Consider the following 18,661-nt stretch of genomic DNA (forward strand, 5'->3'; position numbering starts at 1 on the left):
CCGCCGAACCTGAAAACGCGTTACATTTACGAGACACACACAAGCGCGGGGTCGCGCCCGATCAGACGGAATCCATTCAGGGAACGCGAAGCCGTCCGCGTCTGGCGCCGGAATATTCCGGCACGTGAGACTTTGGGTGGTCGCCGTGCCCCCCGAGGACCGGCTGATTCGGGTCTAATCTACCCGTAGATGAATCTGACATCAAACGCGATTTGACAAAATCGAATCGAGTGGACTCAAGCCGCGACTCAGGAGCCGATTTTCGCGCGTTTCGGTGCGTGGAAATACCCGAGCCATGCAAGCCGGTCATCTCGGCCGGGCTGTTTCGGTCGCGCCCACCAAGGGGCTAGAGGATGTCAAAGAGCGGCTGACGCCGCCCTTTTTCGTGGTTTCCCTGAGAGCTGCCGCGCTTCGGGCAGCCGGTGTCACCGGCCCTCGAAGCCGGTCAGCACGCCGACGGCATTGATGCCGATTTCCTCGACGGCGTAGCCGCCTTCCATGACGAACAGCGTCGGCAGGCCGAGCCTGGCGATGCGGCGGCCGATCATGGGATAGTCCGACGACTTCAGCTTGAACTGGCTGATAGGATCCTTCTCGAACGTGTCGACGCCGAGCGAGACGATGACGACGTCTGGCGCGTAGGCGGCGAGCCTGGCGCAGGCGTCTTCCAGCGAGGCGCTCCAGGCGTCCCAGCCGGTGCCGAACGGCATGGGATAGTTGATGTTGAAACCTTCGCCCGCGCCGGCGCCACGCTCGTCGGCATGGCCGAGGAAGAACGGATATTCGACCATCGGGTCGCCGTGCAAATTGAGGACCTGCACGTCGGCGCGGTCGTAGAAGATCTCCTGTGTGCCGTTGCCGTGATGATAGTCGACATCGAGGATCGAGATGCGGCTGGCCCCCTGGTCGCGGAACCACTGCGCGGCAACGGCCGCGTTGTTGATGTAGCAATAGCCGCCCATGAAGCCGGCTCCGGCATGGTGGCCGGGCGGACGGCAGAGCGCGAAGGCGGAGGCTTCGCCGGCCTTGACCAGGCCCGCGGCGGTCAGCGCGACGTCGTAGGAGGACTTGATCGCATCCCATGTTCCTTCGACGAAGGTGGCGCCGCCGTCGAAGGAATAATAGCCGAGCAGGGCGTCGACGCGCTTGGGCGGCACGTCGCCGCGCAGGCCGCGTGTCGGCCAGGTGAAGGGCATGGCTGTGCCTGTGTGGCCCTCGGCGATCCATTGCGGCCAGACCGTCGGCAGGAAATCGACGTAGTCGGCCCTGTGGATGCGCTTGGCGGCGGCAAGATCATGCTCGGCCGGCGCGATGATCGCTCCGAGTTTCTCGCTCTCGATCCGCGCCTTGATGAACTCGGCGCGCGAGGGTTTTTCGAAACCCGGCACGATCGCCGATGTGACCAGTTCCATCTGGCCGGCGTGGCCGGCGTGAAGCGGCGAATAGACAGTCTTCATGAAATTCCTCTCGAATGCGAAATCAGTCAAGGTTGAGATAGGGGGTCACCAGAGCGAGCCACATGGTTTCGACATCGTCCTCGATGAGGTCGTATGTCCGGCGATCCCTTTTCAGGCCGACAAGACGGCAGGCGTGCCCGACCTCCATCATCAGCAGGCCGAGCCGGCTGGCGACCTTGTCTTCGAGAGCCGGGTTCACGTGCCGCAGCCATGCCGCATAGAGGGCGATGATCTGGTCGTCATATTCGTTCTGGATCGGCCTCAGGTCGGCGTTGCCTGAAATCGCCTCGATCACCGGCATCAGGCTGGCATTGTCGAGATAAAGCCTGGAGGTGTCCGTGAAAAGCCTGCGTACCTCCCGCCGAAACTCCTCCCGGTTGGTGGGCGGGTCGACCCTGATGCGCCTCGCGATCACTTCGGGAAAGGATGACAGCCAGCGCCGGGCGAGGTCCAGGAGAATGGCTTCCTTGTTGGGGAAGTACTGGTAGACCGAACCAACCGACAGGCCCGCGCGCTGCGCTATGGCGAGCGTGGTCGGCGTCCTTGTGCCTTGCTCGCGGGTCAGGATCAGCGCCGCGTCGAGGATCCGGTCCACCACCTTGCTCGACCGTTGTTGGCGCGGCTGCTTGCGCGGTTCGAGCGCTATCCTGGTTTTGCGATCGAGACTGCGCTTCACGGCTTGACGTCCTCGTTCCCCGCCCAGTCCCAACATCGGCGCAGAGTGTTGTCCACAATACATTGCAAATTCCGCATGTTGACAAACGCGAATGATTAGTCGCATTCTTTTATCCACGCTGCCTTGGGGATAACAAGGGGAATTTCGAAGACAGCGCGCCGGCATCATCTTTCCCCATCGCCCCTCCTGCGGAGCGGCAGCTCGTGGGCAGTGGTTGTCGGTCTCAGTCAAAAGCGCGGAGTCGCGATGTCGGTCACGGGTGCGGGTCACAAGGCGGATCTGATCGTCATCAATGGTCGTGTGTTGACCATGGACGATGACAATCCGACCGCCGAAGCCGTTGCCGTCAAGGATGGCGCCATCGTCGCTCTCGGCAGCCACGCCTCCATCGAAGAGTTCAAGGGGCCGGCCACCAGGGTCATCGACGCCAGGGGCGGTTCGGTGATCCCGGGTTTCATCGAAGCCCACATGCATCTGTTTTCAGGCGCGGCCGAGCTTGCCCATCTCCAGTTGTCGGGCGTCCACGGTTTCGAGGCGCTGCAAAAGGCGATCCGCGACTACGCGTCGACGCACCCCGATGCCAAGATGCTGGTCGGACAGGGCGTCGACTACACCGTGCTCGGCGACGAGCGGGTGACGCGGCACCATCTCGACGCGATCCTGCCGGACCGGCCCTTCGTCATGGCCGCGCCCGATCACCATACGATGTGGGCCAACACCAACGCGCTGGACTTGGCTGGCATCCTGAATGGGCGCACGCTTGGCCCCGGCAACGAAATCGTCATGGGCGACGATGGCCTGGCCAATGGCGAATTGCGCGAGGGCGAGGCTTTCGGCCCGGTGCTCGATCTTGCCGGGGAGGGCCGGGTGCGGCTCGGGCTGGCGACGGGCGGCGAGCCAAACCCGATGCCATCGGCGGAAGAACGCGCCGCCGACCGCGACATCATGCGGCGAGGCCTCGCCTGGTGCGCGCGCCACGGCATCACCTCGATCCAGAACATGGACGGCAATCTCTACCAGCTCGAACTGCTGGCCGAGATCGAGGCCGAGGAGGGGCTGCCCTGCCGGGTGCAGATACCCTTCCATTACAAGAATTTCATGACGCTCGACATGCTCGACAAGGCGTCGGCGATGGCCGAGTGCTACAATGGCGAGTGGCTGTCGTCGGGCATGGTCAAGGTGTTCTACGACGGCGTGCTCGATTCCTGGACGGCCGTCATGATCGAGCCCTATGCCGACCGTCCCGACTGGGTGGGCGAACCCCTGTTCACGCCCCAGCAATTCATCGATCTCGCTGTCTCCGTCGACAGGCGCGGCCTGCAGATCGCCGTGCATTCGATCGGCGACGGCGCGGTGCGCGCCGTGCTCGACGGCTACGAGGCGGCGCAAAAGGCCAACGGCAAGCGCGACAGCCGGCATCGTGTCGAACATATAGAGGTCATCGCGGCATCTGATGTGCCGCGTTTCGCCGAACTCGGCGTCATCGCCTCGATGCAGCCGCCGCATCCGCCCGGCGCCATGGATTTTCCGCTGGAGCCGACCGTGTCACGCATCGGGCCGGCGCGCTGGCCGGTGAGCTATGCCTGGCGCACCCTGAAGAATGCCGGCGCGCATGTCGTGTTCGCGTCGGACTGGCCGGTGTCGCCGATCGATCCGATCCTGGGCATCCAGGCGGCAGTGATGCGCAAACCATGGGCATCAACCGATCCGGACCAGAGCTTCTCGCTGCGTGAATCGCTTGCCGCCTACACGGTCGAGGGCGCCTATGCCGAATTCGCCGAGCACCGCAAGGGCACGCTGAAGCCGGGCTATATGGCCGATCTGGTGGTTTTGTCGGCCGACATCGAAAAGACTATGCCGGCCGACCTGCACAAGGTGCGCCCGGTAACAACGATCTGCGGCGGCAAAGTCACCTACCAGGCCTGACATGGCATGCGGCTTGCCTGCTGAAATGGCGGACTGAAATGACCGACTGAACTGTGATTCAATGCCGGACTTGCCAACCCATCGGCCGTGTGGTCACATCCAACAGGGGAAAAGCTCCGCCAGCAAGAGCGGGGTCAACAGTGAGGCGTAATCGTGCCGGACAAACCGGATCGGAATGCGATTGAAGTAGTAAACGTCAGCAAAATTTTCGGATCGGGTGAGGGGCAGGTCGCTGCCCTCGACAAAGTCTCGGTATCCATCCGCGAAAACGAATTCTTCACACTGCTGGGACCATCCGGCTGCGGCAAGACCACCTTGCTGCGGCTGATCGCCGGCTTCGACTTTCCAACCGCCGGCGAAATCCTGCTTTACGGCCAGGACATCGCGCCATTGCCGCCCTTCAAGCGGCCGGTCAACACCGTCTTCCAGTCCTATGCGCTGTTCCCGCACATGACGGTGGCAGACAATATCGGCTTCGGCCTGGAGATGCTGGGCAAGCCCAAGGCGCAGATCAAGGCGCGCGTTGCCGAGATGCTGAAGCTGGTCAAGATGGAGGCGCTGGCGGGCCGGCGCACCGGCCAGATTTCCGGCGGCCAGCAGCAGCGCGTGGCGCTGGCCCGGGCGCTCGCGCCGCAACCGAAGGTGCTGCTGCTCGACGAACCGCTCTCCGCCCTCGACTACAAGCTGCGCAAGGAGATGCAAATCGAGTTGAAGCGGCTGCAGCACGAGACCGGCATAACCTTCATCTTCGTCACCCATGACCAGGAAGAAGCGCTGACGATGTCGGACCGCATCGCGGTGATGTCGTCGGGCAAGATCCTGCAAGTCGGCTCGCCGTGGGATATCTACGACAAGCCTGCCGAACGCTTCGTCGCCGACTTCATCGGCGAGACCAATTTTCTCACCGCGGCCATATCAGGCACCGGCAACGGCAAGGCGCGCGCGACGCTCAAATCCGGCACCACCATCGAGGCGACCGTCGCCGAAGGTTTCCAGCCGAAGGACAACGCCACCGTGGTGGTGAGGCCGGAGCATGCCAAGCTGACCAAGAGTAAGGGCGACCTGTCGGGCACGGTCGACAACATCGTCTATTTCGGCACCGACACGCATATCCATGTCCAGCTCGACAGCGGCGAAGCCTTCACCGTGCGCCAGCAGAACACGCGCAGCGCCGGCTGCGGTTTCGAGCGCGGCGACAAGGTCGGCATCCTGATCGGCAACGACGCCGCGCAAGTGCTGAGGGACTGATGGCCACCGCCGAAGAAGTCGCCAAGGCAGCGGAGCGGCGCGACGTCCGCGCCCGCTGGTTGCTGTCAGCGCCGGCGCTGCTGGTCATTCTGCTCGCCGCGACCGGCCCGTTGCTGATCGTGCTCGTCTATTCGTTCCTGACGCCCGGCGCCTATGGCGACGTGAAGTGGCAATTTTCGCCGGAAGCCTGGGTGTCGGTGTTCATGGAACGCGACATTTTCGACGACACGCTGTCGCTGGCGGCCGCCCACGTCACCATCTTCCTGCGCTCGATCAAGCTCGCGGTGGTGACGACGCTGGCGACTTTGGCGCTCGGCTTCCCGACCGCCTATTTCATGGCGACGCGCAGTGAAAAGACCAGAGATCTCTGGCTGTTCCTGATCACCATCCCGTTCTGGACTAACCTTCTGATCCGCACTTTCGCTGTTCTGCAGATCATCCGCAACGAAGGCATCGTCAATACCATCCTTCTGAAGCTCGGCATCGTCTCGGCGCCGGTGCAGATCCTCTACACCGACACGGCGATCCTGATCGGCATGGCCTATGTCTACCTGCCGCTGATGGTGCTGCCGATCTATGCCAGCATGGAAAAACTCGATTTCCGGCTGGTCGAGGCCGGCTACGATCTCTACGCGACACGCTTCAAGGTGCTGCGCAAGATCATTTTCCCGCTGGTCAAACCCGGGGTCATCGCCGGCTCCATCCTGGTCTTCATTCCGGCCCTTGGCGCCTATGTGACGCCGAGCGTGCTTGGCGGCGGCAAGAACATGATGCTGTCCAACCTGATCGAATTGCAGTTCGGACAGGGCCGCAACTGGCCGCTTGGCTCGGCGCTGTCGATCACGGTCATGATCATCGTCATGGTGGCGCTGCTGGCCTATGTGCGCAACGCCGGCAAGTCGGGGGTGCGTCATGGCTAGCAACTTCTCCATCAAGCACCAGCCTGGCTTCACCGCGATCGCGGCAACCTGTTTCGTCGTGCTCTATTTGCCGATCATCGTGCTGGTCATCTACGCCTTCAACGCGGCGAGCTCGACCTCGGAATGGGGCGGGTTTTCGCTCAAATGGTTCCAGTCGGCCTGGCAGAACACGCAGGTCATCGATGCGACGATGCGTTCCTTCCAGATCGGCGCCATAGCGGCGGCCCTTGCCACCATCTTCGCCACAATGGCCGCGCTCGCCACCACGCGCACACCGCCCTATCCCGGGCTGACCTTCAAATACGCGGCCATCAACCAGCCGCTGATGGTGCCCGAAATCGTCACCGGCGTGGCGCTGCTGATCTTCTTCTCGCGCATCAAGATCTTCACCGGCTATTCCGGCCTTGGCTACCTGATCGCCGCGCATACGGCGTTCTGCATCCCGTTTGCCTACCTGCCGATCCGGGCGCGGCTGGAGAATATGGACCTGACGCTGGAACGCGCCGCTGCCGACCTCTATGCGACGCCGTGGAAGACCTTCCGCCGCATTACGCTGCCGCTTTTGTGGCCCGGCATCCTCGCCGGCCTGATGCTGGCTTTCGTCATCTCGCTCGATGACGTCGTCATCACCGAATTCGTCAAGTCGGGCGGCCAGGACACGCTGCCCACCTACATGCTCGGCCAGATCCGCCGCGGCATCACACCCGAGATCAACGCGATATCGACCGCCTTCCTGCTGCTTTCGGTCGCGATCGTCACGTTGTTTTTCTTTGTCAGCAGGAAACGAGACTGAAACCGATAATGGGAGTTAAAACGATGAACTGGAAGACAACAGCGGCCGCCATGGGGTTGGCGTTGCTCGCTTCGACGGGCCTTGCCCGCGCCGACGGCGTGCTCAACATCTACAATTGGGGCAATTACACCAGCCCCGACGTGATCAAGAAGTTCGAAGCCAAATACAACGTCAAGGTGACCATCACCGACTACGATTCCAACGATACCGCGCTTGCCAAGGTGCGCCAGGGCGGCACCGGTTTCGACATTGCCGTGCCTTCGCAGACCTATGTACCGATCTGGATCAAGGAAGGCCTCGTTCAGGAAACCGATCCGGGCAAGATGGAGAACTTCAAAAACGTGGCGCCGGAATGGGCCAATCCTGAGTTCGATCCGGGCCGCAAATACACGGTTCCGTGGGCCTGGGGCACGATCGGCGTCGTCGTCAATACCGACGCCTACAAGGGCCCGGCCAACACGTGGGGCATCATCTTCAACACGCCCGACGAGTTGAAGGGTAAGGTCAACGTCGTACCGGAGATGGGCGACGTGATGTTCGCCGCGATCAAGTATGTCGGCGGCCAGCAATGCACCAACGACAAGACGGTGCTGAAGAAAGTACGTGACCTGCTGGTGGCGGCCAAGCCGAACTGGATCGCCATGGAATACAACACCATTGAGAAGATGGGCGCCGGCGACTTCAAGGCAACCAGCGACTGGAATGGCTCGGCTTTGCGTCAGCGCCTCGCCAACCCGGCCATCCACTTCAACTACCCGAAGGAAGGCTATGGCCTGTGGAGCGACAACGTCGTCGTCCTGAAAGAGGCCAAGAATGTCGAGAACGCCAAGCTGTTCCAGAACTTCATCATGGATCCGGAAAACGCGGCCGGCCTCTCGGCCTTCCATCGTTACGCCAATGCCATCGCCGGTTCGGACAAATACATGCCGGCCGACATGAAGGACGCGCCGGAAGTCGTCATTCCGGCCGACGCCAAGCCGCTTGGCGAACTGCAGCAGATGTGCGCGTCAGAGACGCAGGAACTCTACACCAAGATCTGGACCGAACTGCAGAAGTAATCGCCGTATGACGGACCCGGCGGCACATGCCGCCGGGTCTTTTCCGTTTCCGGGAATGGCTTTCATGGACTCCTATCGCAACAGCGATCCGCGGCCGCCGATCATGCAGGGCTCGCCGCCCGCCATGGTGCCACCAAGGCTCGACTGGGACAGGCCGCCCTGGAACCGCTGGGCTTTCCAGCACATCAGGGAAATTCTGCCGACCGTCGAAGTCTGGCGCGGCAACGGCCACCGTCACCGCCTCGAACGCGCCGAGGTCGATCTCGACGGGCTGCCGGTCGAGGACAGCACGGGACGGAAGACGACGCTCGCGGGCCTGCTGGACGAGACCTATACGGATGGCTTCCTGGTGCTCAAGGACGGCAAGATAGCCTATGAGCGCTACTTCAACGGCATGGACGAGCGCACGCTGCATCTGTCGCAGTCGATGGCCAAGTCGGTCACCGGCTCGGTGTTCGGCATACTGGCCGGGCGCGGGCTGGTCGATCCGGCGAGGCCGGTGACGGACTACCTGCCGGAATTGAAGGCAACCGGGTGGGCCGGCGCCAACGTCCAGCACGTGCTCGACATGACGACGGGCGTGTGTTTCTCGGAGGAATATAACGACCGTTATTCCGACATAGGCCAGGTCGATGTCGCCACCGGCTGGAAGCCGGTGCCGCCGGGCAGCGATCCGGACTTTCGCTGGCCCGCGCACATGTTCGAGCTGATCCTGGGCTTGAAGGACATTGTCCGGCCACATGGGGCGGCATTCGAGTACCGCTCGGTCGAAACCGATGTGCTCGCGTTCATCCTGGAGCGGGTGACCGGCAAGCGGCTGGCGCAACTGGTCTCGGAAGAACTCTGGCAAAAGCTCGGCGCCGATGAAAGCGCCTGCTTCACAGTCGACAGCGCCGGCTACGCGCTGGCCGATGGCGGCTTCAACGCGACGCTGCGCGATTATGCCCGCTTCGGCCAGCTGATCCTCGATAATGGCGGCGGCATCGTGCCGGCCGACTGGATCGAGGCGACGCGCAGCGGCAGCCACGGACCGGGCTTCAGTCCAAGCCTGCCAGAGGGCAGCTACCGCAACCAGTTCTGGATCGAGAATCCCCATTCGCGGGCGCTGATGTGCCGGGGCGTGTTCGGGCAGATGATCCACATCGACTGGAATACGCGGATGGTCGTGGTGAAGCTTTCGACCTGGCCGGATTTCAGCAATGTCGCCTATTCCATGGCGACGCTGAAGGCCGTGCATGCCATCGCCGCCGCGCTGAGCTGAACCCCCACAAGACACGACCTGGAAGGAAATGCCATGACCGGCAAGACCGCGTTCGAGACCCGTTACGGCTTCCGCCGCAACCAGGTGCTGCTCGCCAACTGGCGGGAAAATCCGTTCAACCGATGGTCATTCCAGAACGTCGGCGAGCTGGTGCCGAGCGCGCGTGTCGCCGCCCTGCCGGTCAACGAGGCGCCGGCCGAGGATTTCGGCGGATTGCTCGACGAAAAGATCGCGGTGGCGAGCACGCCGGAAACCGTCGCGGCTTTTCTCAGCCGCTCGCACACGGATGCGCTGACCGTCATGAGAGGCGGCAGGATCGTCGGCGACTGGTTTGCGCCGCATATGGATTTCGGCGCCCGCCACATCATCTTTTCGATCAGCAAGTCGGTGACCGCGATCATGGCCGGCATATTGGAAGGCGAGGGCGTGTTCGATCCGGAAGCGCCGGTGACGGCCTACATGCCGGAAGCCGGCGGTTCGGCCTATGGCGAGGCTACCGTGCGGCATGTGCTCGATATGAGTGTCAGCCTCGATTTCGAAGAAGCCTATCTCGATCCCGAAAGCGCCTTTGCCCGCTACCGGCGCGCCACCTTGTGGAACCCCGGCGGCGGCACGGAAAGCCTGCGTGAATTCCTCCTGACGCTGCAGCGTCTCGCCGAGCCGCATGGCCAGACCTTCCGCTACCGGTCGCCCAATTCCGACCTGCTTGGCCTGCTGCTCGAACGGGCGTCCGGCCAGCGCTTCGCCGACCTGATGTGCGAGAAACTGTGGCTGCCGCTGGGCGCCGCCAGCGAAGCTTCGGTGGCGGTCGACATGGAGGGCACGGCGCGCACTGCCGGCGGCATCTCGGTGACGCCGCGCGATCTGGCGCGCGTCGGCGAGATGATGCGGCAAGGAGGCACTGCGAATGGCCGCCGCATCGTGCCCGAGGCCTGGGTGCGCGACACCACGGTAACCGGCGGCAGTTCTGAAGCCTGGCAGCGTGGCGCCATGCTGCCGCTGTTTCCCAAGGGCCGCTACCGCAACAAATGGTACCAGACAGGACATGAGAACGGGGCCTATTGCGGCATCGGGATCCATGGCCAGTGGCTCTATGTCGACCCCCGGACGGAAGTGGTGATCGCCAAGATGTCGTCGCAGCCCGAGCCGGTCGACGATCCGCTCGATCTCGAGATCGTCGCATTCTTCGAAGCGCTGAGCCGGATGGTCTGAGCGGCCGCAACATTAGGGCGCGCTTTCCTGTGGACCTCTGTCGCCGGCGAAACCGCGAAGGTTGGCGGGCAGGATATCTGCGCCTATGGTCGCCGCTCTTTTCGAGAAGAGCAGGAACGGCATGGCATCCGACATCAAGCGCATCGCAGCCATTATCGCGACCGAGATTACAGCGCGGCCCGAACAGGCTGCCGCTGCCATCGGGCTGCTCGACGAAGGCGCGACCGTGCCGTTCGTGGCGCGCTACCGCAAAGAGGTGACGGGCGGGCTCGACGACACGCAACTGCGCCTGCTGTCGGAGCGTCTTGCCTATCTGCGCGAGCTCGACGCGCGGCGTGACACCATCCTTGGCTCGATCCGGGAGCAGGGCAAGCTGACCGACGAGCTTGAAACCAAGCTCGCCGCCGCCGTCACCAAGGCCGAGCTGGAGGACATCTACCTGCCCTACAAGCCCAAGCGCCGCACCAGGGCGGAGATCGCCCGGGAGCGTGGGCTGGGACCCCTGGCGGAAGCCATCCTGGCCGACCGTTCGCTGGTGCCGGCGGAACTCGCACTGGCCTATCTGACCGAGGACGTGGCCGACGCCAAGGCGGGACTTGAGGGCGCGCGCGACATAGTGTCGGAGCAGTTCGCCGAGAATGCAGACCTGGTCGGCAAGCTGCGAAGCTACATGAAGGAACGCGCCTTCATGCGCGCCAGGGTGGTCGACGGCAAGCAGGAGGCGGGTGCGAAATTCTCCGATTATTTCGACCATGTCGAGCGCTGGGCCACCGTGCCGAGTCACCGCGCGCTGGCGATGCTGCGCGGCCGCAACGAGGAGGTGCTGTCGCTCGACATCGAGGTCGATGCCGACGACTCTTCACCGGTGAAGCCGGTAGAGCGGATGATCGCCAATGCCTACGCCATCGGCGGCAGCCTGCCGGGCGATCGCTGGCTGATGGAGGTCGCAGGCTGGACCTGGCGCATAAAACTATCCCTGCACCTGACGCTCGATCTGATGCGCGACCTGCGCGAACGGGCCGAGGAAGAGGCGATCCACGTCTTCGCCCGCAATTTGAAGGATCTGCTGCTCGCCGCCCCCGCCGGATCGCGGCCGACGATGGGGCTCGACCCTGGCATCCGCACCGGCGTCAAGGTCGCGGTGGTCGACGGCACCGGCAAGCTGGTGGCGACGACAACGGTCTATCCGTTCCCGCCCAGGAACGATGTGCGTGGCACGCAGGCGGAGCTCGCCAAGCTCGTTCGCCTGCACAAGGTCGAGCTGATCTCGATCGGCAATGGCACCGGCAGCCGCGAAACCGAGAAGCTGGTGTCCGACATGCCTTCCGACGGCGGGCCGAAGCCGCTCAAGGTGATCGTCAGCGAGGCCGGCGCTTCGGTCTATTCGGCTTCGGCGACGGCGGCGGCGGAATTCCCCGGTCTCGACGTATCATTGCGCGGTGCGGTGTCGATCGCGCGCCGCTTGCAGGATCCGCTGGCCGAACTGGTCAAGATCGAGCCGAAATCGATCGGCGTCGGCCAGTATCAGCACGATGTCGACCAGTACCGGCTTGGCCGCTCGCTGGAGGCGGTGGTCGAGGACGCCGTCAACGCGGTTGGCGTCGATCTCAACACGGCTTCGGCGCCGCTTCTGGCGCGGGTTTCAGGGCTCGGGGCGTCGCTCGCAGACGCCATCGTTGCGCATCGCGATGCCACCGGCCCTTTCGCCAGCCGCAAGGATTTGCTCAAGGTCTCCCGCCTCGGGCCGCGTGCGTTCGAGCAATGCGCCGGCTTCCTGCGCATCCCGAACGGCTCCGAGCCGCTCGACGCCTCGGCCGTGCATCCGGAAGCCTACGGCGTGGCCAAAAAGATCGTCGCCGCCTGCGGGCGCGATGTGCGTTCGCTGATGGGCGACAGTGCGGCGCTGAAGGCGCTCGATCCGCGCGTTTTCGTGGACGAGCGGTTCGGCCTGCCGACAGTGCGCGACATTTTGGCCGAACTGGAAAAGCCCGGCCGCGATCCGCGCCCCGGCTTCAAGACGGCAACCTTCGCCGATGGCATCGACGACATCAAGGATCTGAAGCCCGGCATGCTGCTGGAAGGCACCGTCACCAATGTCGCCGCCTTCGGCGCCTTCGTCGACATCGGCGTCCACCAGGACGGGCTGGTGCACGTTTCGCAACTGGCCGACCGTTTCATCAAGGACGCGCATGAGGTGGTCAAGGCCGGCGACGTGGTCAAGGTGCGGGTCGTCGACGTCGACATCAAGCGCAAGCGAATCGCGCTTTCCATGCGCAGGGATGGTGGCGAGGGCGGCGCATCGCGCGGCCCGCGCGACAATGGCGGCGGCAGGCCGGCGCCACGCTCGCCAGCGCCGCAGCGCCAGCCGGAGCGACCGGCGCAGCAAGGTGCGTTCGGCGCGGCGTTGGCGGATGCGCTGAAACGGAAGTAGCTACCACGCCAGAACAGCCGGGTCCTTTTCAACCTGGCTCGTCAGCCAATCTCGAAAACTCGCGACCGGCGGATGGCCGCGCTTGTCGTGCGGGACGACTAGATAATAGGCGCTGCGGCTGTGCATAGGCTGGCCGGGCGCGGGCACTAGCTGGCCGCGCTGCAACTCGCCTGAGATGAGGATTTGCGGCAGCAGAGCCACGCCCAGACCCGCCATGCAGGCCTGGGCGGCGGTGCCGAACTGTTCGAACTGCATACCCGGTCCGGTCGGCGCGCTCAGGCCCTGATGCTCAAACCATTCTGTCCAGGCGCCAGGCCGCGTCGCCATGTGCAGCAGCGGCAGACGGCCGATGTCGGCCGGCGTGGCGATGGAGCGCTCGGCGAGAAATTCGGGCGACACCACCGGGGCCACCACCTCCCGCACCAGCAGCGTCGAGTCTGCCTCGGGCCAGTCCGGCAGGCCATAATGGATGGCGGCGTCCAGCCGCTCTCTGGCGAAGTCGAAGCGGCCGACGCGGGTGACGAAGTTGATGGTGATGTCGGGATTGTTGTCGACGAAGTCTGGGATCATCGGCATCAGCCAGCGCGTGCCGAAGGTCGGCAGGATTGCGAGGTTCAGGATGCCGCTATGCCGATTACTCATCAATCCAAGCGCTGCGTCGCGCAATTGGCCAAGTGCCGAACGGACCACTTCGGCGTAGGTTTCGCCCGCCGCCGACAGCCGGACATTGCGGCTGTCGCGCTCGAACAGCCGGCGGCCAAACTGGTCCTCGATCAGCCTGATCTGCCGACTGACGGCGCCCTGGGTTAAATCCAGCTCCTGGGCTGCAGCGGTGAAACTGCCAAGCCGGGCCACCGCTTCGAAGGCGGCAAGCGCGTTGATGTTAGGCAAAAGACGACGTTGGACGCTCATGATCTATTCCTAACGCTCATTGATCGGTGAAGCAATTTCGTTTGATTTTTTCAGGCCGTGGGCCGATAAGCCGGGCTTCACCCGTTTTTAAGGATCGAGACGCCATGGCTGCCGACAAGAATGCATTCGTCTGGGAAGACCCGTTCCTGATCGAGGACCAGCTTTCGGAAGACGAGCGCATGGTGCGGGACGGGGCGGCGGCCTTCGCCGCCGACAAGCTCGCGCCGCGCATCGAGGAGGCCTATCTCAACGAAACCTTCGACACGGCGATTTTTCGCGAGATGGGCGAGGCCGGCCTGCTCGGCATCAACATTCCGGAAGAATTCGGCGGCCTCGGCGCCAACTATGTCACCTACGGCCTGGTCGCCCGCGAAGTGGAGCGCGTCGATTCCGGCTATCGTTCGATGATGTCGGTGCAGTCGTCGCTGGTGATGTATCCCATTTATGCCTATGGCTCGGACGAACAGCGCAGGAAGTATCTACCCAAGCTCGCCAGCGGCGAGTGGATAGGCTGTTTCGGCCTGACCGAACCGGATGCCGGCTCCGACCCCGGCGGCATGAAGACGCGCGCCGAGAAGACCGCCAATGGTTACAAGCTTACCGGCTCCAAGATGTGGATCTCCAATGCGCCCGTCGCCGACGTGTTCGTCGTCTGGGCGAAGCTGAAGGGCGAGAACGGCAAGGATGAGATCCGTGGCTTCGTCCTGGAAAAGGGCATGAAGGGGCTTTCGGCGCCGAAGATCGGCGGCAAGCTGTCGCTGCGGGCGTCGATCACCGGCGAGGTGGTTATGGAAGGCGTCGAGGTCGGCGAGGATGCTCTGCTGCCCAACGTGTCGGGGCTGAAGGGGCCGTTCGGCTGCCTCAACCGGGCTCGCTACGGCATTTCCTGGGGCTCGATGGGCGCGGCCGAAGATTGCTGGCATCGCGCGCGCCAGTATGGCCTCGACCGCAAGCAGTTCGGCAAGCCGCTGGCCAGCACGCAGCTCTACCAGAAGAAGCTCGCCGACATGCAGACCGAGATCGCGCTCGGGCTGCAGGCCTCGTTGCGCGTCGGGCGGCTGCTCGACGAAGGCAAGATGGCGCCGGAGATGATCTCGATCGTCAAGCGCAACAATTGCGGCAAGGCGCTCGACATCGCCCGCCAGGCGCGCGACATGCATGGCGGCAACGGCATCCAGATCGGCTATCACGTGATGCGCCATGCGCAGAATCTGGAGACGGTCAACACCTATGAGGGCACGCATGACGTGCACGCGCTGATCCTGGGACGGGCGCAGACGGGGATCCAAGCGTTTTTCTGAGGTTCGGTAGCCGTTTAAGTTAGGTGCAGCGCAACATCCGCTTGGAGAATGACGGCCAGATGTGTCAGGGTTCGGCCAGCTAAACGCCGATCTTCCGGGGCTCCATGGCAATTCTGGCCGCCGTCTATCACCTGACCCATTACAAATACGACCGGCCGGTGGTTCTTGGTCCCCAGGTGATCAGGCTCCAGCCGGCGCCACATTCGCGCACCAAAGTGCTCAGCCATTCGTTGAAGGTCGAGCCGGCGAACCACTTCGTCAATCTCCAGCAGGACCCCTACGGCAATTTCCTCGCCCGTTTCGTCTTTCCCGACCCGGTGAGCGAACTCAAGATCGAGGTCGACCTCGTCGCCGACATGACGGTCTACAACCCGTTCGATTTCTTCGTCGAGGAGACGGCGGAAAATTTCCCGTTCGAGTATCCGGAAGAGACACGCAACGACCTCGCCATCTATCGCACACCGGAACCGGCAGGCCCGCTGCTGTCGGCGTTCCTGAAAACCATCGATACCAGCCCGAAAAACACGGTCAATTTTCTCGTCGACCTCAATGCCCGGCTGCAGCGCGAAATCGCCTATATCGTGCGCATGGAGACCGGCGTGTTCTCGCCGGAGGAAACGCTGGCGGCCGCCAAAGGGTCGTGCCGCGATTCGAGCTGGCTGCTGGTGCAGATCCTGCGCAATCTAGGCATCGCCGCGCGCTTTGTCTCGGGCTATCTGATCCAGCTCAAGCCCGACCTCGTCGCGCTCGATGGGCCGGCCGGTACATCAGTGGATTTCACTGACCTGCACGCCTGGTGCGAGGTCTATCTTCCCGGCGCTGGCTGGATCGGTTTCGACCCGACTTCGGGCCTGCTTACCGGCGAGAGCCATGTACCGCTTGCCGCCACCCCGCATTTTCGCAATGCAGCGCCCATTTCCGGCATGGCGAGCTTTGCCAATGTCGAGTTCGGCTTCGACATGCGGGTCGACCGCATCGCGGAGCATCCGCGCATCACCAAGCCGTTCTCGGACGAAAGCTGGCATGCGCTTGATGCGCTCGGCAACAAGGTCGATGCGGCGCTGGCGGACGGGGATGTACGGCTGACCATGGGCGGCGAGCCGACCTTCGTGTCGATCGACGATTTCGAGTCCGCCGAGTGGAACACCGCCGCCGTCGGCCCGACAAAACGCGAAAAGGCCGATGCGCTGATCCGGAGGCTGCGCGAGCGCTTCGCGCCTGGCGGCTTCCTCCATTATGGCCAAGGCAAATGGTACCCCGGCGAAAGCTTACCGCGCTGGACCTTTTCGCTCTACTGGCGCACCGACGGCCAGCCGGTGTGGAGCGACCCGTCGCTGATCGCGCGGGAGAAAAGCGAAGCCGATATCGGTCCGAAGCAGGCCGAGAGCCTGCTGACCGCGATCGCCGGCGAGCTCGGCATCGAAACATCCATGGTCAGCGAAGCCTATGAGGATCCGGCCGAGTGGCTGCTCAAGGAAGGCAAGCTGCCGGAGAATGTCGATCCGTCCAATTCGAAGCTGGAGGATCCCGAAGAGCGCAGCCGCATGGCGACGGTGTTCGAACGCGGGCTGACCAAGCCGTCGGGCTATGTGCTGCCGGTGCAGCGCTGGAACAGCCAGGCGTCGGACCAGCGCTGGCGCTCGGAAAAATGGACGACGCGGCGCGGGCGGCTGTTCCTGGTGCCGGGCGATTCACCGGTCGGCTACCGCCTGCCGCTCGGCACGCTGCCTCACGTGCCGCCGGAGCAGTTTCCCTATATCGTTCCGGTCGATCCGTCGCAGCCGCGCGGTGCGCTGCCCGTGCGGGAGGCGATCTTGCCCATGGCGGCTCCGGCCGATCCTCAGGGCGCCGATGAAATGGCACGCCGCCAGCAGGCGGCATCGTTCACGGCCGCGACCGCCCAGCAGGACCGGGTCGAGCAGGAGATCACCGAGATCGGCGGCGCGGTGCGTACCGCGCTTTCGGTCGAGCCGCGCGAGGGACGGCTCTGCGTGTTCATGCCGCCGGTCGAGGCGCTGGAGGATTATCTTGAGCTGGTGGCAGCAGCCGAGAACGCGGCCAAGGCGATCAGGTTGCCAGTGCATATCGAGGGCTACGGCCCGCCGCATGATCCGCGCCTCAACGTCATCCGCGTCGCGCCGGACCCTGGCGTCATCGAGGTCAACATCCACCCGGCTGCCAACTGGCAGGATTGCGTGGCGACGACCACGGCGATCTACGAGGAGGCGCGGCAAACGCGGCTTGGCGCGGATAAATTCATGATCGACGGCCGCCACACCGGCACCGGCGGCGGCAACCATGTTGTGGTCGGCGGCGCGACGCCCAATGACAGCCCGTTTCTGCGCCGCCCCGATCTTTTGAAGAGCCTGGTGCTGCAATGGCAGCGGCATCCCTCCCTGTCTTATCTCTTCTCCGGCCTGTTCATCGGCCCGACCAGCCAGGCGCCGCGCTTCGACGAGGCGCGCCACGATTCGCTCTACGAGCTTGAAATCGCCATGGCGCAGGTGCCGCGTCCGGACCAGGGCAACGTGCCTTTGCCATGGCTGGTCGACCGGCTGTTCCGCAACCTTTTGACCGACGTCACCGGGAATACGCATCGCTCGGAAATCTGCATCGACAAGCTGTTTTCGCCTGATGGACCGACCGGACGGCTGGGCCTGGTGGAATTCCGTGGCTTCGAGATGCCGCCCAATGCGCGCATGAGCCTGGCGCAGCAACTGCTGGTCAGGGCGATCATCGCCCGTGCCTGGAAGAACCCGCTCGACGGCCGTTTCGTGCGCTGGGGCACGTCGCTGCACGACCGCTTCATGCTGCCGCATCATGTCTGGGCGGATTTTCTCGACGTTCTCGACGACCTCAAGCTCAACGGTTTCACGTTCCGCCCCGAATGGTTCGACGCGCAGCTCGAGTTCCGCTTTCCCTTCTGCGGCGAGGTCCAATATGCGGGCGTCAAGCTGGAACTACGGCAGGCCCTGGAGCCGTGGCATGTCATGGGCGAGCAGGGGGCCATCGGCGGGACCGTGCGCTTCGTCGATTCTTCGGTCGAAAGGTTGCAGGTCAAGACCGAGGGGCTCAATCCGGAGCGCCATGCCGTCGTCTGCAACGGCCGCATCGTGCCGATGAAGGTTGCCGACAACAGAGAAGTCGCGGTGGCGGGCGTGCGCTTCAAGGCGTGGCAGCCCGCTTCGGGCCTGCATCCGGCACTGCCGGTCAATACGCCGCTGGTGTTCGATATCTACGACCGTTGGTCGGGTCGGGCGGTTGGCGGCTGCGTCTATCATGTCGCGCATCCGGGCGGGCGCAGCTACGACACTTTTCCGGTCAACGGCAACGAGGCGGAAGCGCGCCGGCTCGCCCGCTTCGAAGCGCGCGGCCACACGCCGTCGGCCTATGTGTTGCGCGAGGAACAACCCACGGAAGATTTCCCCATGACGCTTGACCTTCGGCGTCCACCAAGATTCTGATC

Annotated in this window: 13 protein-coding genes; 10 read left to right on the forward strand and 3 right to left on the reverse strand. The window is 63.8% G+C overall.

The window, feature by feature from the left end:
* Positions 1-425 precede the first annotated feature (425 nt).
* Together FJ428_RS14155 and FJ428_RS14160 are read right to left on the reverse strand one after the other, a co-directional pair.
* Positions 426-1,457, reverse strand: coding sequence for a histone deacetylase family protein (locus FJ428_RS14155; RefSeq protein WP_140566261.1), 1,032 nt, complete (start codon positions 1,455-1,457; stop codon positions 426-428).
* Between the two features lie 22 nt (positions 1,458-1,479).
* Positions 1,480-2,133 carry a TetR/AcrR family transcriptional regulator gene (locus FJ428_RS14160; protein ID WP_140560339.1) on the reverse strand — a complete coding sequence of 218 codons (654 nt, stop codon included), beginning with the start codon at positions 2,131-2,133 and terminating at the stop codon, positions 1,480-1,482.
* A 246-nt stretch (positions 2,134-2,379) separates the two neighbouring features.
* Between FJ428_RS14160 and FJ428_RS14165 the strand changes: the two genes are divergently transcribed.
* The 8 genes from FJ428_RS14165 (at position 2,380) to FJ428_RS14200 (ending at position 12,982) form a co-directional block, all read left to right on the forward strand.
* The gene (locus FJ428_RS14165; protein WP_140879594.1) at positions 2,380-4,059 is read left to right on the forward strand and encodes an amidohydrolase; all 1,680 of its coding nucleotides are present in this window, start codon (positions 2,380-2,382) and stop codon (positions 4,057-4,059) included.
* 153 nt (positions 4,060-4,212) lie between these two features.
* Positions 4,213-5,307, forward strand: coding sequence for an ABC transporter ATP-binding protein (locus FJ428_RS14170; protein ID WP_140657414.1), 1,095 nt, complete (start codon positions 4,213-4,215; stop codon positions 5,305-5,307).
* Positions 5,307-6,227 (forward strand): ABC transporter permease, encoded by a 921-nt coding sequence (locus FJ428_RS14175; protein ID WP_140522306.1) that lies wholly within the window; start codon positions 5,307-5,309, stop codon positions 6,225-6,227. The genes FJ428_RS14170 and FJ428_RS14175 overlap by 1 nt, the downstream gene beginning before the upstream one ends.
* Positions 6,220-7,020 carry an ABC transporter permease gene (locus FJ428_RS14180; protein ID WP_140496194.1) on the forward strand — a complete coding sequence of 267 codons (801 nt, stop codon included), beginning with the start codon at positions 6,220-6,222 and terminating at the stop codon, positions 7,018-7,020. Before FJ428_RS14175 ends, FJ428_RS14180 begins: the two co-directional genes overlap by 8 nt.
* Positions 7,021-7,043: 23 nt before the next feature.
* The gene (locus tag FJ428_RS14185) at positions 7,044-8,078 is read left to right on the forward strand and encodes an extracellular solute-binding protein (protein ID WP_140879595.1); all 1,035 of its coding nucleotides are present in this window, start codon (positions 7,044-7,046) and stop codon (positions 8,076-8,078) included.
* A gap of 64 nt (positions 8,079-8,142) precedes the next feature.
* Positions 8,143-9,339, forward strand: coding sequence for a serine hydrolase (locus FJ428_RS14190; protein WP_140761438.1), 1,197 nt, complete (start codon positions 8,143-8,145; stop codon positions 9,337-9,339).
* A 33-nt stretch (positions 9,340-9,372) separates the two neighbouring features.
* Positions 9,373-10,551, forward strand: a complete 1,179-nt coding sequence (locus FJ428_RS14195; protein WP_140624270.1) for a serine hydrolase — start codon at positions 9,373-9,375, stop codon at positions 10,549-10,551.
* A 121-nt stretch (positions 10,552-10,672) separates the two neighbouring features.
* Positions 10,673-12,982: a Tex family protein gene (locus tag FJ428_RS14200; protein WP_140879617.1), complete on the forward strand. Its 2,310-nt coding sequence runs from the start codon at positions 10,673-10,675 to the stop codon at positions 12,980-12,982.
* On the opposite strand, the gene FJ428_RS14205 is transcribed toward FJ428_RS14200, so the two are convergent.
* Positions 12,983-13,894, reverse strand: coding sequence for a LysR family transcriptional regulator (locus tag FJ428_RS14205; RefSeq protein ID WP_140496190.1), 912 nt, complete (start codon positions 13,892-13,894; stop codon positions 12,983-12,985).
* Between the two features lie 104 nt (positions 13,895-13,998).
* Here FJ428_RS14205 and FJ428_RS14210 point away from each other — a divergent pair, with 104 nt between their 5' ends.
* Both FJ428_RS14210 and FJ428_RS14215 read left to right on the forward strand, forming a co-directional pair.
* Positions 13,999-15,195, forward strand: a complete 1,197-nt coding sequence (locus tag FJ428_RS14210; protein WP_140496189.1) for an acyl-CoA dehydrogenase — start codon at positions 13,999-14,001, stop codon at positions 15,193-15,195.
* Between the two features lie 104 nt (positions 15,196-15,299).
* Complete coding sequence (locus FJ428_RS14215; RefSeq protein WP_140879596.1) at positions 15,300-18,659, forward strand: transglutaminase family protein; 3,360 nt, start codon at positions 15,300-15,302, stop codon at positions 18,657-18,659.
* The last annotated feature ends 2 nt before the right edge of the window (positions 18,660-18,661 follow it).

Origin of the sequence: Mesorhizobium sp. B2-8-1, assembly GCF_006440955.1 — a bacterium.
Classification (GTDB): Bacteria; Pseudomonadota; Alphaproteobacteria; order Rhizobiales; family Rhizobiaceae; genus Mesorhizobium.

Bases quoted from the DNA above. Each gene is read 5' to 3' on its own strand.
- FJ428_RS14155 (WP_140566261.1), bottom strand. From the start codon at position 1,457: ATGAAGACTGTCTATTCGCCGCTTCACGCCGGCCACGCCGGCCAGATG.
- FJ428_RS14165 (WP_140879594.1), top strand. From the start codon at position 2,380: ATGTCGGTCACGGGTGCGGGTCACAAGGCGGATCTGATCGTCATCAAT.
- FJ428_RS14175 (WP_140522306.1), top strand. From the start codon at position 5,307: ATGGCCACCGCCGAAGAAGTCGCCAAGGCAGCGGAGCGGCGCGACGTC.
- FJ428_RS14180 (WP_140496194.1), top strand. From the start codon at position 6,220: ATGGCTAGCAACTTCTCCATCAAGCACCAGCCTGGCTTCACCGCGATC.
- FJ428_RS14185 (WP_140879595.1), top strand. From the start codon at position 7,044: ATGAACTGGAAGACAACAGCGGCCGCCATGGGGTTGGCGTTGCTCGCT.
- FJ428_RS14190 (WP_140761438.1), top strand. From the start codon at position 8,143: ATGGACTCCTATCGCAACAGCGATCCGCGGCCGCCGATCATGCAGGGC.
- FJ428_RS14195 (WP_140624270.1), top strand. From the start codon at position 9,373: ATGACCGGCAAGACCGCGTTCGAGACCCGTTACGGCTTCCGCCGCAAC.
- FJ428_RS14200 (WP_140879617.1), top strand. From the start codon at position 10,673: ATGGCATCCGACATCAAGCGCATCGCAGCCATTATCGCGACCGAGATT.
- FJ428_RS14205 (WP_140496190.1), bottom strand. From the start codon at position 13,894: ATGAGCGTCCAACGTCGTCTTTTGCCTAACATCAACGCGCTTGCCGCC.
- FJ428_RS14210 (WP_140496189.1), top strand. From the start codon at position 13,999: ATGGCTGCCGACAAGAATGCATTCGTCTGGGAAGACCCGTTCCTGATC.
- FJ428_RS14215 (WP_140879596.1), top strand. From the start codon at position 15,300: ATGGCAATTCTGGCCGCCGTCTATCACCTGACCCATTACAAATACGAC.